Origin of the sequence: Rheinheimera metallidurans (genome assembly GCF_036983985.1) — a bacterium.
GTDB classification, from domain to species: Bacteria; Pseudomonadota; Gammaproteobacteria; order Enterobacterales; family Alteromonadaceae; genus Alishewanella; species Alishewanella metallidurans.
Map to the genome: position 1 here is coordinate 20339 of NZ_JALAHQ010000006.1, position 15184 is coordinate 35522.

11 protein-coding genes are annotated in these 15184 nt (G+C 44.0%); 6 read left to right on the plus strand and 5 right to left on the minus strand.

Annotated features, from left to right (window positions below):
* Nucleotide 1: 1 nt before the first annotated feature.
* Nucleotides 2-424, plus strand: a complete 423-nt coding sequence (locus MN199_RS13545) for a DUF3010 family protein (protein ID WP_132586516.1) — start codon at nt 2-4, stop codon at nt 422-424.
* 64 nt (nt 425-488) lie between these two features.
* Here the strand turns inward: MN199_RS13545 and MN199_RS13550 are convergent, their stop codons facing one another.
* Both MN199_RS13550 and MN199_RS13555 read right to left on the minus strand, forming a co-directional pair.
* Complete coding sequence (locus MN199_RS13550) at nt 489-1235, minus strand: peptidylprolyl isomerase (protein ID WP_335739790.1); 747 nt, start codon at nt 1233-1235, stop codon at nt 489-491.
* Between the two features lie 69 nt (nt 1236-1304).
* Nucleotides 1305-3287 carry a DNA topoisomerase III gene (locus MN199_RS13555; protein ID WP_335739791.1) on the minus strand — a complete coding sequence of 661 codons (1983 nt, stop codon included), beginning with the start codon at nt 3285-3287 and terminating at the stop codon, nt 1305-1307.
* A gap of 167 nt (nt 3288-3454) precedes the next feature.
* Between MN199_RS13555 and MN199_RS13560 the strand changes: the two genes are divergently transcribed.
* Together MN199_RS13560 and MN199_RS13565 are read left to right on the plus strand one after the other, a co-directional pair.
* A complete protein-coding gene (locus MN199_RS13560) occupies nt 3455-5221 on the plus strand; it encodes a coiled-coil domain-containing protein (RefSeq protein ID WP_335739792.1) in 1767 nt (588 codons plus the stop codon).
* 224 nt (nt 5222-5445) lie between these two features.
* A complete protein-coding gene (locus tag MN199_RS13565) occupies nt 5446-6702 on the plus strand; it encodes a DUF2235 domain-containing protein (RefSeq protein ID WP_335739793.1) in 1257 nt (418 codons plus the stop codon).
* 69 nt (nt 6703-6771) lie between these two features.
* Here the strand turns inward: MN199_RS13565 and MN199_RS13570 are convergent, their stop codons facing one another.
* Nucleotides 6772-8586: an alpha/beta fold hydrolase gene (locus MN199_RS13570; protein ID WP_335739794.1), complete on the minus strand. Its 1815-nt coding sequence runs from the start codon at nt 8584-8586 to the stop codon at nt 6772-6774.
* A 108-nt stretch (nt 8587-8694) separates the two neighbouring features.
* On the opposite strand from MN199_RS13570, the gene MN199_RS13575 reads away from it, so the two are divergent.
* On the plus strand, nt 8695-10734 hold the full coding sequence (locus MN199_RS13575; protein ID WP_335739795.1) for a winged helix-turn-helix domain-containing protein: 2040 nt from the start codon (nt 8695-8697) through the stop codon (nt 10732-10734).
* Between the two features lie 126 nt (nt 10735-10860).
* Here MN199_RS13575 and MN199_RS13580 read toward each other — a convergent pair whose 3' ends face one another.
* Nucleotides 10861-11784, minus strand: a complete 924-nt coding sequence (locus MN199_RS13580; protein WP_335739796.1) for an alpha/beta fold hydrolase — start codon at nt 11782-11784, stop codon at nt 10861-10863.
* A 321-nt stretch (nt 11785-12105) separates the two neighbouring features.
* On the opposite strand from MN199_RS13580, the gene MN199_RS13585 reads away from it, so the two are divergent.
* Together MN199_RS13585 and MN199_RS13590 are read left to right on the plus strand one after the other, a co-directional pair.
* Nucleotides 12106-13056 (plus strand): sensor histidine kinase, encoded by a 951-nt coding sequence (locus tag MN199_RS13585; protein ID WP_335739797.1) that lies wholly within the window; start codon nt 12106-12108, stop codon nt 13054-13056.
* Nucleotides 13057-13067: 11 nt separating this feature from the next.
* The gene (locus MN199_RS13590) at nt 13068-13664 is read left to right on the plus strand and encodes a response regulator transcription factor (protein WP_132586532.1); all 597 of its coding nucleotides are present in this window, start codon (nt 13068-13070) and stop codon (nt 13662-13664) included.
* 13 nt (nt 13665-13677) lie between these two features.
* Here MN199_RS13590 and MN199_RS13595 read toward each other — a convergent pair whose 3' ends face one another.
* On the minus strand, nt 13678-15147 hold the full coding sequence (locus MN199_RS13595) for a coniferyl aldehyde dehydrogenase (RefSeq protein ID WP_335739798.1): 1470 nt from the start codon (nt 15145-15147) through the stop codon (nt 13678-13680).
* Nucleotides 15148-15184: the final 37 nt, after the last annotated feature.

Sequence of the window (15184 nt, forward strand, 5' to 3'; positions counted from 1 at the left end):
TATGCGCACATGCGGTATCGAAATTAAGGGCAGCGAAGCAATAATCTGTCTAATGACATTAAATAACGGTTTATTTGAACTGCCCGACTGTAGGCAAAATCGCTTTGCCTTAAGCAAAGATCAAGATCAGCAGCAAATGCGGCATTTTCAGTTTACCTTTGCCAAATTTATTCAAGATTACCAAGTTACTCAGTTGGTTATTAAAGAGCGGCCGCAAAAAGGTAAGTTTGCTGGTGGTGCGGTAGGTTTTAAAATTGAAACCGCATTGCAACTTATAGAAAACTGCAACTGCACTATTATTAGTGCCACCGAGTTAAAAGAAAAAATAAAGCGCTATCCAATACCTGTCGACTTTAAAGAAACCGGACTAAAAATATTTCAAGAAACGGCATTTTTAGCAGGCTACGCGTTTTTAGCTAAATAAGTGCGACTAAGTTCTGACATGTTACAGATTATAAAAACGGCGCTTAAAGCGCCGTTTTTTCTATTTAGTACTTGCGTCGGCGCAGCGCTAATAAGCTTAGTGGTAACAGCAACCAACCAAAGCTACCGCCACTACTTTCTGGAGCAGGCCCTATGTTCGGCGCCAGTGTTAACCCCGCGGCCGTATTTGCTCTTGGGTCTACCACTACAACTGATTCAATAGTAACAAAGTTAGCGGTCGCTAACGGCTTGTTATTATCACGATCGGTATTGCTATAATCACGTAGCGGTAAATCACTAATACCATTAAAGTTATAGCGCGGAAGTTTAGCAATAGCATCAATAACTTCCATGCCGGCACCACTAATTTGGCCAAATACGGTAAAACCGCTATTTTGCCGATCTAAATTTTCCGCATTGTCCGCTAAGTTAATAAACCATTGATTTGTAGCACTATTAGGGTTACCCCCTACTTTTGCCATCGCAATGGTAGCGCGCACATTCGACCACTTAGGTTCATTAACAATAGCAGCATTGGTAGTAGTGGCTTTTAATGGCAACTTTTCGTCAAATACAAAACCACCGCCTTGCACAATAAAACCCGGTACTGACCGATGAATAACGGTACCGTTATATCGACCTGAGCTAACGTAGTTAAGAAAATTTTGCACTGTCGTCGGTGTAGTTTCGTCATATAAGTTAACTTCAAACTTACCTAAGTTAGTCGTTACTTCTACTATCGTCGCTTGTGTTAGGCTACTACCTGCTATGGCTAAAGTAGCCAGCAGGGTTTTAAATACTTTGGTTGACATAACATTGTTCTCCATAATTTGTCCTGCAGCATAAATCAGGCAATAAACCAAAAGCCAGTGCGATAACAATTAATTACTTTTACGAACCGCTGTGGTTTTATACTTATAACGACCTTGCTTAGCCGATTTATTCGTAGTCGCCGATTTATTAGTACGCCAACGTGGCTTTTTAGCAGCCATAACAACACTTGGACAAATCGCCGCAGCACCATTAACCAGCTGGGTTAGCTGTAACAGCAACGGTTGCATAAATGCATGGTAGCTTTGTTCGCGCTGGCATATTGCATTTAATGCCGCCTCCCAACGCGCCGTCATATCGGGTAACACAGCCTCGGCTGGTAAAGCATTAATTAGTGCAATCCCGGTTGCCGTTGCCTGAATTTGCTTGCCAACCCGAATTAAATAGCCTCGCTTAAACAATAATTCGATAATACCGGCTCGAGTGGCCTCAGTACCTAAACCATCGGTATCACGTAAAATTTTGCGCACAGCTTCATCAGAAACATAGCGGCTAATACCTGTCATTGCGGCCAATAAAGTCGCATCCGTAAATGCTTGTGGTGGCGTAGTCTGCTTTTCTAACAGTTGGGTGTTAATGCAGCTTAATTCCTGCCCCAGCTGCAACTTAGGTAAAGCTTGTCGCGACAGTATCTGCTCTGCGCTATCTGCCGGCCTTTTTTGTTCGCTATCATTGCGAAATAACTGCTTCCAACCGGCACTTAGCTCAACTCTGGTTTTAGCAACAAAGCAGCCGCCAGCAATGGTTAGTTCAACACGGCTATCGGTGTAACAAAAAGCAGGATAAAACTGGGCCAAGTATTGCCGAGCGATAAGTTGATATAACCGCTGCTCGGTTGTACTTAGTCGGTTTAGTGGTTGTCGCTTTTCGGTAGGAATAATCGCGTGGTGCGCCGTTACTTTTGCATCATTCCACGCCTTGCTAACTAAGCGGGTGTTAGCCTGCGCTACTGCAGAGACCAGTTCATGGTCATTGCTGGCTATTGCTTGGCATACCGCAGTCGCTTGTTTTAGCTGCTCCTTAGGTAAATATCGGCTATCTGAACGCGGATAGGTAATAAGTTTATGTTTTTCATACAATTGCTGGCAACTATCAAGCACTTGCTGCGCGGTAATGCCATAACGTTTGGCTGCATCAATTTGCAGTGCGGATAAACTATAGGGCAGTGGTGCTGATTGCTGGCCATCTTTGTGCTCTAACTTGCTCACTACCGCGGGCTGATTACTAATTTTTTGCTGTACCCTTTCTGCTAACGCCCTCAGCAAAACTCGCCCATCTTCATCTTGCCAGGGTACACAAGCCGCGCTAGGCTGCCACAGCGCACTAAACTGCTGCTTATCTTCAGTTTCTAACTCGGCTAGTACCTGATAAAACGGTTTAGAGACAAAGTCAGCTATTTCTTTATCACGCCGCACCACTAAGCCTAATAGCGGTGTTTGCACGCGACCGACGGATAAAACCCCCTGATACCCAACCTTTTGCCCTTGTAAGGTATAAGCTCTGGTCATATTGAGGCCATAAAGCCAATCGGCTCGGCTGCGGGCGAGCGCCGACGTAGACAGAGGTACAAATTCTTTATTTAGCTTTAGCTGCGTTAATGCGCGCTTTACCGCGGGCGGGTTAAGATCGCTAATTAGCAAACGCTGGGTGTTGGCCAGTTTTTCACCTGTAACACCGCAATAGGCAAGCACTTCATCAACTAATAACTGCCCCTCACGATCAGGGTCTCCGGCATGTACAATGCTATCTGCTTGTTTTAACAGTTTTTTAATAACAGCCAACTGTTTCGCTGCCGACTTGCGTATCTTCAACTGCCATTTGTCTGGAATTATAGGTAGTTGTGCTGCCTGCCAGCGCTTAAAATCAGGGTTGTAGTCTTCAGGCTCTGCTTGCTCTAATAAATGGCCTATGCACCAGCTTACAACATCACCATTGGCAAGGCGTATGTAGCCGTTTTCCTTATACTGAGGAGCAGGAAAAACAGCAGCTATCGCCCTACCTAAACTAGGCTTTTCAGCAATATAAAGTTTCATCGCAACACCACACTGTTTTTATATACAGCAATCTAGCGGTTAGAAGCCAAATATGCAAAGAAAATGTAATTAAAATTTGGCTTTAACGAAAAAGCGCTTAGAATGTTTATATATTTATTTATTGGTAATTGTTGGGCTTTGTTCCCAACTTGGTTGGATGTAGAGCAATGCAATATAGTGAAATTAAGAAAATCTGCGATGACTTACATAAAACAGGCAAGCCTGTTTCACTAGATTATTTAATTTCTCAGGTTCCTGGGGCTCAAGCTAGCCTAGTCGTACACTATCAAAAGTGGCGTAATGAACAAGCTAATGTAGCATCAACGCCGACGTCTGGAGAAAGTATGTTCAGCGAAGATTTTGTTACTGCGTTTCAGCGCGAGTCTCAACAGCATGCCAAAAAATTAACCGACCAACTTAACCAACAATTGCAACAAGCTATGCAAGCGGAAATACTTGCCGCTGAGCATAATCGTGAATTACAGCTTGAAGTTGAACAGCTACAGCAACGAAAATCAGAACTGGAATCTAGTTTACAGCAGCAACAGCAGCAGCTTTCTACTCAAGCAGAAAAATATTCTAGTTTAAGTGAAGACCGTGATCAGGCGCAGGCATTAAGTAAATCTCAGCAACTGCAGTTAGATGAAGCCAAAGCTCGATTGACCGAACAACAAGCAATAATTGCTCAAGCTGAGCAAGAGTTAACCTTAAGTAAAGCTACTCTAGAGCATGTACAGCAGCAATTTAGTGCAGCGCAACAAGAAGCTGAACAAGCTAAAAACGACGCAGAACAATTGCAGTTAAAATTAATCGCTGCTCAGCAAGCGCAAGACGAACTAGAAGAGCAATTACAGAATGAGCAGCAGCTTAATCAGCAAAAGCTTCAGCAATTACAAAGCGAATTGGCCAGCGCAGAGCAAGAATTAGAACCACTACAAGCAAAAATAAAAGTTCAAGAACAGCTAGAGCAGCAAGTAAAGCTATTGGAAGAATCAAAAGCTAAGGTAGCAGCAGAGCTTGATGCTGCGCAAAAAGCCAGTAAAAAGACACAATTAGACTTACAAACCCGCGAGCATGATGTTACCGAACTACAAGCCATGCTAAACGAGTTTGAAAATAAACTACATCAAGCAACTAAAACTGAAACCCAAGCTGTAGCACTAACTAAAAGATTACAAGCGCAGTTAGAACAAGCGCAACGGGCAATAGAAGAGCAAGAGTCGGGTAATTATACCGCTGTACCTGTTGCCACTAGCGATAGTAATAATGATACTTTAATTCATGAGTTAACTGAGTCACAACAACAGCTTGCGAGTGCGCAACAGTTAGTTGAACAGCTTACGGCGGAACGCGATCAGGCGTTAAGTAAATTAGAGCAAAACCAGCAACAAGAACCTAGTATTGCGCTTGAAACCAATACAAGTAATGAGCAAGATCTCGCTACCATCACGCAGCAAGAACAAGAACTTGAAACACTAAACCAGCAGCTCACTAAGTTAAACAAAGAGCTTGACCACATAAAACGCGAAGCAGAAGTACAGCGCGACAATGCCATTAAGGCACAAGAACAGCTGGATGCAATGCAAAACGTGCAATCTACCGAGATAGATGACTCTCAGGATATTCAGGCTACGCTAGAGCAACTGCGTAACAATAACGCCATGCTAAAAGAGCAAAGCGCGATTACGGCTAATCATCAGTCGGAACAACGCGAAGTAATTCGCCAATTACGCGAAGAATTACAGCAACACCGCGATCTAGTCGCAGACATTCAGTTAGAAAAAGACAAACTGAAAAAAGAGCGCTCACAACTCGAACAACAAGTTAGCTTTGTTAAAGATAACGCAGCAGCTACCATTGAGCGATTAACGCGCTACCGCGAGCAAGCTCAAGAAAAAATTGAGAAGTTAGAGAAAAAACTTAGCGGCGCTTAATGGGGTCACCTTTACTTAAAAACTGAATTAAAAAACAGCTGCTGAGCACAATGCCGGCAGTTATTTAGTTTAACGCTCTATTATTAGTTTATTTGTCTCAACGCTAATATCTCTACTGCCTTTCGTATTACTTTCACAGCCACGGATATAAACTATACTTCAGACAGTATTGGCGCTGTTATCGCTTTGCGATATGACCAAGTTCCTTGCTTAGGAGAATGGCTATGGCAAACGCAAAACGTATTATTATTTGTTGTGATGGCACGTGGAACGAGCCCGATGAAATTCCAACTAACGTTACCAAGCTTGTTAGAGGTATAGCGCCACTTAGCCAAGATGGCGTACATCAGGTAGTGTTTTATGACCAAGGTGTCGGCACCGGTGGTAAGTTTGACCGTTTTATCGGGGGTGCCTTTGGTAGCGGCTTAGAAAAAAACGTCCTCGATTGCTATCGCTTCTTAACCCATAACTACCAACTAGGCGATGAAATTTATACCTTTGGCTTTAGTCGTGGCGCATACACCGCCCGCGCCTTTATCGGTTTAGTAAATGCCGTGGGCTTATTAGAAAAAAGCACCCTAGATAAATTAAAGCAAGCTTATAAATATTATCGTACTGAACCAGATAAACGACCTGAAGCCTTATATGCTGATAATTATCGGCCAGATATTCGCATGATAGGCGTGTTCGATACTGTGGGAGCGCTGGGCGCGCCGACACGTTTTTTGGGTAAGTTTACCCGTAACTGGGTTGGCTTTTTTAATACCCGTATTTGTGCCCAAGTGAAATATGCTTACCATGCATTAGCACTTGACGAGCGTCGCGGACCGTTTCAACCTGATTTATGGACAGGTACGCTGCAAGACGATCAATATATGGAGCAATGCTGGTTTGCCGGTGCCCACTCCGATATCGGTGGTGGCTATACAGAAAGTGGCTTATCGGACATAGCGTTACAATGGATGGTTGGTAAGGCGCTGGCCTTGGGGTTAGAGTTTAATCAGCACTATTTAGACGCGCAGTGCAAACCTGACCTTAGTATGTCACCACATAACTCTTATTCTTTTAGCTACAAACTACTAGAAAAAATGGGTGGAGGTGAGTCTGTTAGATATATCTATGGTGACCCAGCTAACCCACCAATAAATGTTAGTATTCACGATAGTGTGTACCAGCGAGTGGCCAAAAGTAGCTATCGACCAGCAAACCCCGATTTTCCGCAGGCAGATAAACTAACCGACCGTCGCCATAAAGTTCGCTTTCAAGCTAACAACATTCCAGAGGCAAAATTAACTATAAACACCGTTACCGCCAACTGCCAGCTGTTAGATTTTAGCCAAGGTAGTGGCGCACGCATTCAGTTTAACGGCGAGCTACATAAAGGTGATAGCCTCAGTATTGACTGCGAGCATTTTGGCAACAATACCGCGCAGTGCGTCTGGCAAAAAGGTAACCAGTACGGCCTGCGTTTTATTGCTTAATATCAACACAACACGGCTAATGGCCGCGTTGTGGGTTGCTGCACAAAGCTATAAAGTGAAAGCGCTAATTTAGGGCAATTGCAGCTGAGCAAATAGCCAATCTAACGCTTGCAGTATTGTGTAAGGTTGCTGCAATGGCACTAAGTGCTCACTGTCGGTTAGTGCAATATACTGACCATTCGACAAAGAGGCCTGTTCTTTACTCCAATTGCTGCCTTCTTGCTGCCACAACTTTAATGCAAGCAACTCTTCTGGCGTCGCATTATCGGTATCAGCTAACTCAAAATCACTGTCAATAATCGACACTGGCACGCTGGTCACCATAGCTAACTGGGCGTAGCTATCTAAATCCGCAATATAGGCTGCTATTTCACGGGCACGCGCCTGCTGATGTGGCACTAGCAAACGTTGCTGGCTAATTTGCTCAAAGTATTGCCAGTCCATTAACTCTTTATGTTCGGCTACCAGCTGCTCGGCAAGCTCGCGCTCTTGCTGAATTTTGGCTAAAGTCCGCTCTTTCCATGCTCCGGTGGCTATATGTGGCAGCAATTCTGCCAAGTTAGCCAAATACCAGTCGGCCGGGTAGGCCTGATACAGGCTTAACGAATGCGGTAATGGAATGTCTGGGTCAACATACAGCATGGCTTTTATATCAAACTGCGACTGATATTGTTGATAAAACCAACGGGTACTAATGCTAGCGCTAGAAAAGGCTAAGAGTACAATTTGTTGTTCATCTAATTGTTGCAACACTGCGGCTAAATCGTCAGCAAAACGGCGATATGACAGAGTATCCGCGGTGCTACTAAAGGCATTACCCAATCGATCAACACTGTATACTCGGTATTTTTGCGCTAATAATGGCTGTAATGCAGCAAACCAGGCACTATCACTATGGTAATTTTGGTTGGGCCCAGCTAACAACACCACGGCTGGCCCTGGGTTATCGCTACCCATAGCACGCACGTGAAATTGCTGATCTTTTACCGTTAGCTGCATAGAATGTTGTGGCAGCTCAGGCTGACTTAAGTTGGCAAAAAACGCCAAAATTTTATCTGTCGTATCAAGCTGACTAAAACTCCAACTATGGCTGCCATTTTCTACGCGCATTAACTGAAACTTTTGCTGGCCGTTAGTGTAACTAATTAACTCAGCATTATTATTTGGTAGCGCTTTTTTGAGTGGATACGGCAAACCGTTATGTAAATTAGCATGCAGCAAAATGGCTTGTGGCGAGCTAATTAAACCAAAGTTAGCATGATTACTGCCGTTATAAGGCAATACAGAATCTGCATCACCATGCAGCATTAATATAGAAACCGGCTTTGTTGGCGCACAACTATCGGCTAATTGACGCGACATTGACCCAGCAACAACAGCCACCGCTTTAAATGTTTCACTGCGGTTACAGGCTAAATTTTGCGTAAATAAACCTCCTTGAGAAAACCCTGCAGCATAGATCTCACCTTCTGCTAACTTATGTTTAGATTGAATATCGGCAATAACCTTATCGACAAAACCTAAATCATCAGCGCCTTTTCGATGTGCAATATTACAATCACAGCCTTCATTCCATTCAATTTCCTTTGAATTAGGATAGGCGACAATATAATCGTTACTTGCGCGCTCAAATTGCGCCATAGTTTGCATTTGACTAGCTCGGCCGCCAGAGCCATGAAACGCTAATAGTAATTTGTATTGTCGTTCAGGCTGGTAATTTGCCGGAAGCTTAAGCAAGTAGCTGCGCTGCCCCAGCATAGTGCTTTCAGTTACATGCTCATTCTCAGCGACAGGGTCTTTATTACTATCAGCTGAGAAGCAGCCACTTAACAAACATAGCGCTGTGCCAATTAGGCTTAGTTTTGTGATCATTTGTCGTTTCATTTAACTTTCCTGTTAACATGTAATCAGGCTTTAGTTTATAAAAAAGACAGCGGCTTCTCATGGCTATAACGATGATGTTTTTGTGATGGAAAGCTTACCGAGTATAGAATGACTGACACTACAACGGCATCTAGCCAAACTCATAGGCTGTTTGGCCAGCTAACTTTCGATATGGCTAACCGCCGGCTTTGCTGTAATGAAACCTGCCTTTATCTTGAGCCACGGCAATATCAGCTGCTTATCTGTTTATTGGCCAGCAATGGGCAGCCGGTAACTAGAGATCAACTTATTGCTCAAGCTTGGCAGGGCAGAATAGTCAGTGATGGCGCAATTAACCGCGCCGTCTCAATGCTGCGAAAAACCATGGCTAAACTAGATCCCAACGGCCAATATATTGAAACTTTACCTAAATTAGGCTACCGACTGCAGCCGGCAGTACAAGAAATAGCCACGCCACCAGGTGGGGGCAAGCCAATATTAACAATTAAGCCGAAACTGAAACTGAAATTAAGGTTTGCTACGGCAGTTGCGCTCTGTGCGATATTAACCATATTAGTGCTTATTTGGTTAATACCATCCCAGCCGGCTTTGCCTGTTAGCGTTGTGGGTATGGCCGCGCCACACACTAGTTTTGATGGTGCAGAGGTTGATATTAGCGTGGATATTGGCGGCAGTAGCTTGCTGTATCATCGTCAAGCTAGCAATGGTAACAGCCAAGTTTGGTTAAATACGCTGGCTAATAACCTGCATGTTGCGCTAACACCAGCCAGCGAGAACAGTGCTTTTGCTAGCTTAAGCCCAAACGGGCAGCAAGCTGTATACGCGCGTTACAACCAACAGCAATGCGAACTTGTGTTGCTGGATATAACAACCTTAGCACTAAAGCACTTAACTGCATGTACTCTAGCAAGCACACTAAAGATACAGTGGCACCCTGACGGCAACCGTATTTATTATCGGCAACGCACCGACAACACTAAGCCTTATAAAATTTTTCAGCTTAACGTGCGCACCGGTGCGACGCGCCAGCTTACCTTGCCAGCAAACAGTTACAGCGGATTAGGTGATTTAGCGCTTGCGGTATCAGCTGAAGGCGTACTAGCGGTTGGCCGTTATTTAGCACCCAATAGCAGCTTATTACTTTTTCTTAACGCGGAGACTGGCGAGTTAGTGCAACAGCAACAATTAGACATCGCCATACGAGAACTCGCTTGGCATAACGCTCAGCTACTGCTAAGTGATAACAAACGCCTGTATTACTATCACCAACAGCAGCTGCTAGATGCTTATCAGTCTGCCGATCCAATTCAATCATTGGCGGTAAGCGCTAATGCGATATTTTTTAGCTCTGTTGAGCAACGTAGTGATATCTGGCGACAAGACGCGTCAGGCCAACTAACACCTGTTATTAACAGCTCTCGTTTAGACATTATGCCGCGCATAGCTAATGATGGCAGGCAGCTCGCGTTTTTAACTACTCGTGAAGGTGAGCACCAACTTTGGTTAAAAGATGCCAGCGGTACAGAACGATTATTAGCCGAGCTACCCGGTACTCCGAGCTTTGCGAGGTTAAGCTGGTCAGCCGACGATAGCCAAATACTGCTGGCTAAAGACGATGCCTTATACGCGGTTAGCCTGCCTGAGGGTAAAGTTTCATTATTATTATCCGCAGAAAAACAGGTAGCCGTAGTAAATTGGGCGAACAATGATCAAGGTGTTATTTATAGTAGTAATCGCAGCGGTGACTGGCAGCTATGGCTATACGACCTGCTTAGCGGTACCGAGCAACAATTAACCCAACAGGGTGGCTACAGCGGCCAATTGTGGCAGGGGCAACTCTACTTTACGCGTTATCATCAAGACGGATTATGGCGCAAGTCGCTAACTGATAACGATGAGCAATTAGTGCTAGCGCAGTTTGATAAAATAAACTGGTTAAACTGGCAACTAGACGATGGCGTAGTGCATTATTATCAGCCGAATGAAGGTATTTATCGTTACCATTTAGCTAGCCATCAACAAGAACTATTACTAGCTGAAATGCCCGGTTTTGTGAGGCATTTCAGTATTTGGCAGCAAGACATCTATTTTGTAAAACAGCCGCCAATACAGGGCGACATATACCGGCTTAGCCTGCGACAAAACTAATTCAGCTTTTTCGTTTAATTAACCAATACGGCCTGCGTTTTATCGCTTAAGACAAAAAGCGGCTTAACGACCGCTCTTTTAGTTACAACTTAGTGCTGTATAAGCTAAACATTATTAAACTTTAATTTAATAAGTAACCGGCAATTTTGCCAGAAACAGTGCAATCTGACTATTTAGCCACTCGGGTGCATCGGCCATTATAAAATGCCGTGAATCTGGCGCATAAACTATTTGGTGGTAGGCTTTGGGCGCATTTTCTAACTGCTTTTCATAGCTAGCTTGTACTTGCTCTGGCGTACTATAAGGTGCGCCATTTAGTAACGCGCCTAAAGTTAAAACCGGTACGGTTATTTTGTTTAGCACTGGACGTAAATCTTGCTGCATAAGCTCGCCCATTACTCGGCCGCTAGTCATACCGTCAGAGCGCTTCATATCGGCGACAATACGTTGCTGCCAATCCGTGTTATTTGTCATACTTTTTGCCATCGCCACTGGATCGAAGGCATTGTTTGGTGCCTCAAAGGACGATGCTGCCGATTGCTTAAACAACTCACCCAATGCCGGTAAACCATCAACATTTATTGCTGCAGTTATGTGCTCTGGGTTATTTACGGCTAATGACAATGCTATAAACCCACCTAACGAATGGCCAATAACAATGGGCTTATCTAGTTTGTTTTGTTCTATATAATCAAGAATAGCCTGCTGCTGGGTTGCAATATAGCCATGCGGCCAATGCTTCTGTGCCAGCGGCGCAACACCGGCAAAACCAGCCAAAGTTAGCACATGTAATTGGTATTTGTCTTTTAATGCCTCTACCGTGCTTTGCCATACCACGCCCGATGATGCTAAGCCTGGAATAAGTATTATAGCGGGGCCTTGGCCATATACTTGTACAGAAAAACACTGACAACTGGCTTGCACCTGCTTAGCAGCCGCTGTAGTAACTTCAGTGTGTGCATTAGCCGTGCTAACCTGCAGCAAAGCAGCTGTTGTTATTAGCATTACTGCATTAAGATTTTTTAGCGTTGTTTTTAATTTGTTTTGCATAACAGTTCCTATTCATTTAATAGCTGCCGTTCAGCTACCAACAGGCTAACCTAATAGGATCAATAAAATCGCAAACAAATGTCACCGCTTTAACATGACAGTTGTCATTAAAAAAACTGACAAAGAACACTAAGAAAGCGTCTCTTTATATAAGAGACTACTAACTCAGAATACGTCACTAGGTGAAATATGCAGGCTGAAACAAATCAAGGTATTTACACAAAAACTGAACAAAAATTTGCGTGGATATATCTGATTAATTTAATTTTTTACTTTCTACCATTATTTGTAGCAAGCTTTAAATGGTGGCAATACTTAAGCATGGCAGCTGCATTAGGCATATTTTTATTCTGTTACTTTACAGCTTACCGCAGTAAATTTTCTGCTATACATAAACCCATACTGGGCATAATAATTATCGCCAGCCTTATTACCCCTATTAACCCAGGCTCAATCAGCATGTTTGCTTATGCGGGCTTCTTTATTGCTTTAGCATTTCCGCTTCGCCAATATATATTGTCTATCAGTGCATTAGCACTATTACTGGTGTTATTAGATTTAAGCTTAACTCTGCACTGGCCATATTTTTTAACTATGGGCATTCCTATACTTTTAGGTGTTAGCTTTTTTGGCCGCGTTGAGCGCCAGCGTTTATTTCATCAGCAACGTGAACAAAAAAGCGCAGATGAAATTAGTCAATTAGCAACGACTGTAGAGCGTGAACGTATTGCTCGTGACTTACATGACATTTTAGGCCACACCTTATCTAGCATTGCGCTTAAGGCTGATTTAGCAATCAAGCTATTAGATAATCAGCGGCCCGATGCCGTTCGTGTGCAACTGACAGAACTAAGCCAGATTGCCCGAGATAGCTTGTCGCAAGTGCGGCAAAGCGTGTCCGGCTATAAACATCAGGGGCTAGCAGCTGAAGTAAGTAAACTATTAGCTAGACTGCGCGACGGCGGCTTTAACGCCGAATTACAGGGCACAGTACCAACATTAGATCAGCGCAGCGAAACCGCACTTATTCTGGTGTTAACGGAGCTAGTAACCAACGTGTTGCGCCACAGCAGTGGTAGCAGTTGTCAGCTTAGTTTCAGCCAATTAAACCAACGGCTTACAATTTCAGTTGTTGATAATGGCCAAGTTGAGGCTATATCTGTCGGCAATGGTTTAATAGGTATTGAAGAACGCCTTAACGCACTAAATGCCAGCATCGCTGTTTGTGTTAATAATGGCTGTAAAATCCACATAGAATTGCCATTAACCTAGGGATATAAGGCATGAAATTATTATTAGCCGAGGACCAAGCTATGGTGCGAGGCGCACTGGCGGCGCTATTAAACCTAGAACCAGGTTATCAGGTAACTGAAGCCGCCAATGGCGAGCAGGCATTAGCCTTACTAAAGCAGCAAACTTTTGATTTATTGCTAACCGATATTGAAATGCCGAGTTTAAGTGGCATTGAGCTAGCCCAGTATGTGCAAAAAAACTTACCGACATTAAAAGTGGTGATTATTACCACCTTTGGTCGCGCCGGGTATATAAAACGCGCTTTAGATGCTGGCGTAAGTGGCTTTTTATTAAAAGACGCGCCGATAGAACAATTAAGTGCAGCGTTAAAACAAGTATTAACCGGTAAACGGGTGATTGACGGTGAATTAGTGCTACAAGCATTAGGTGAGCAAGACCCACTTAGCGACAAAGAGCGCCGCGCACTGCGCTTAGCTGCAGAAGGTAAAAGTACCGCCGAAATAGCGGCGGCTATTTATGTTGCCGAAGGCACAGCGCGTAATTATTTGTCAGAAGCCATAAGTAAACTGCACGCTGCTAACCGGATAGATGCAGCACGTATTGCACGACAAAAAGGCTGGTTGTAGCTTCCCCGGCAACTCAGCTTTTTAGTTTAATTAACCAGTCGGTTAGTCTATTCGCTAGCCAGCCATAGGGTGGCAGCAGCATGCTGACACTATTATAAGCGCCTTGCTTAAAGATTGGCCGTAACTTCGAGAAGGTTTGAAAACCTTCAAAACCATGATAGTGCCCCATGCCGCTTTCGCCAACACCACCAAAGGGTAAATCGTGCTGGCTAACGTGCAAAATAGCATGGTTAATGGTTACTCCGCCTGACATTACCTGCTGCAAATAAAACTGCTGTAAGGCTTTATTATTGGTAAATGGGTAAAACGCCAGCGGCCTTGGTTGCGCATTAATATAGTGCACCACGTCTTTTGGATCACTATAGGTTTTTACGGGTAATAGCGGGCCAAATATCTCACGCTGCATCACTAACATACTGTCGCTAACATTAAACAATAACGTTAGCGGAAACTTACGCAGCCCTATCTCAGACACCTGCCCTGGCATTAAATTTACTGCAGTGGCACCTTGGGCAATAGCATCGTCAAGCGCGTGCTGTAAGCGCTGGTACGAACGCTCATCAATTATTGCGGTGTAGTCATTATGGTTAATGTCGGGGTAACGTTTGGCAACTAACTTTTGCGCCAGCTCGGTAAATTCGGCTTCGCTACCATGGGGTAAAAACAGATAATCAACGTTGGTACATATTTGCCCGGCATTAAAGGCTTTTGCCCACAAGATGCGATCAGCGGCTTTATGCAGTGGGAAATCGGGTGCAACAACAGCGGGTGATTTTCCGCCTAACTCTAAGGTTACTGGCGTAAGATTTTTTGCTGCACTGGCCATTACCGCACGGCCTGTTTGCGCAGAACCGGTAAAAAACAAATGATTAAATGGCTGAGCAGAAAAGGCCGGCCCGCTGCCGTTATTGTCAGCAAAAAACTGCAATTTATGCGCTGGAAAATATTGCGGCGCTAGCTTGATTAATAATTGCGCCAGCTGTTCAGAGTTTTCTGACATCTTTACCATAGCGCGATTACCGGCAGCAAAAATAGCTACCAGTGGCGCTAACGACAGCATAATAGGGAAGTTCCACGGCACTATTACACCGACCACCCCTAAAGGTTGGGCAATAACCGAGCAACTTGAGGTAGGAAATAACAACCAATCGATATGTCGCTTTTGTGGCTTCAGCCATTTTTTTAGCTGTTTTTTAGTGCGGGCAATATCTTCTAATACCATTAAAATTTCAGAAAAGCGGGTTTCAAAACGACAACGGCTGCCATAATCACTATTTACCGCGTCAACTAATGCGGTTTCGTTATCGCGGATTAATGCTTGAAGTGCATTTAAATCGGCAATACGCTGGTTATACGATGGCACCGGATCAGCATGATAAGCCAACTTCTGCTCGGCCAAACAGCCCGCAAACTGCTTAAACTCTGCACTTTGTACAAGGCCAGTTGCTGGCTCATTATTTATTACCGATCCGTTTTGCTGCATAGATAACCTCAAAATTGGCTAATATTTTTATAGACTA

Coding starts and splice junctions, on each gene's coding strand:
- MN199_RS13545 (WP_132586516.1), top strand. CDS start 2: ATGCGCACATGCGGTATCGAAATTAAGGGCAGCGAAGCAATAATCTGT.
- MN199_RS13550 (WP_335739790.1), bottom strand. CDS start 1,235: ATGTCAACCAAAGTATTTAAAACCCTGCTGGCTACTTTAGCCATAGCA.
- MN199_RS13555 (WP_335739791.1), bottom strand. CDS start 3,287: ATGAAACTTTATATTGCTGAAAAGCCTAGTTTAGGTAGGGCGATAGCT.
- MN199_RS13560 (WP_335739792.1), top strand. CDS start 3,455: ATGCAATATAGTGAAATTAAGAAAATCTGCGATGACTTACATAAAACA.
- MN199_RS13565 (WP_335739793.1), top strand. CDS start 5,446: ATGGCAAACGCAAAACGTATTATTATTTGTTGTGATGGCACGTGGAAC.
- MN199_RS13570 (WP_335739794.1), bottom strand. CDS start 8,586: ATGAAACGACAAATGATCACAAAACTAAGCCTAATTGGCACAGCGCTA.
- MN199_RS13575 (WP_335739795.1), top strand. CDS start 8,695: ATGACTGACACTACAACGGCATCTAGCCAAACTCATAGGCTGTTTGGC.
- MN199_RS13580 (WP_335739796.1), bottom strand. CDS start 11,784: ATGCAAAACAAATTAAAAACAACGCTAAAAAATCTTAATGCAGTAATG.
- MN199_RS13585 (WP_335739797.1), top strand. CDS start 12,106: ATGGCAGCTGCATTAGGCATATTTTTATTCTGTTACTTTACAGCTTAC.
- MN199_RS13590 (WP_132586532.1), top strand. CDS start 13,068: ATGAAATTATTATTAGCCGAGGACCAAGCTATGGTGCGAGGCGCACTG.
- MN199_RS13595 (WP_335739798.1), bottom strand. CDS start 15,147: ATGCAGCAAAACGGATCGGTAATAAATAATGAGCCAGCAACTGGCCTT.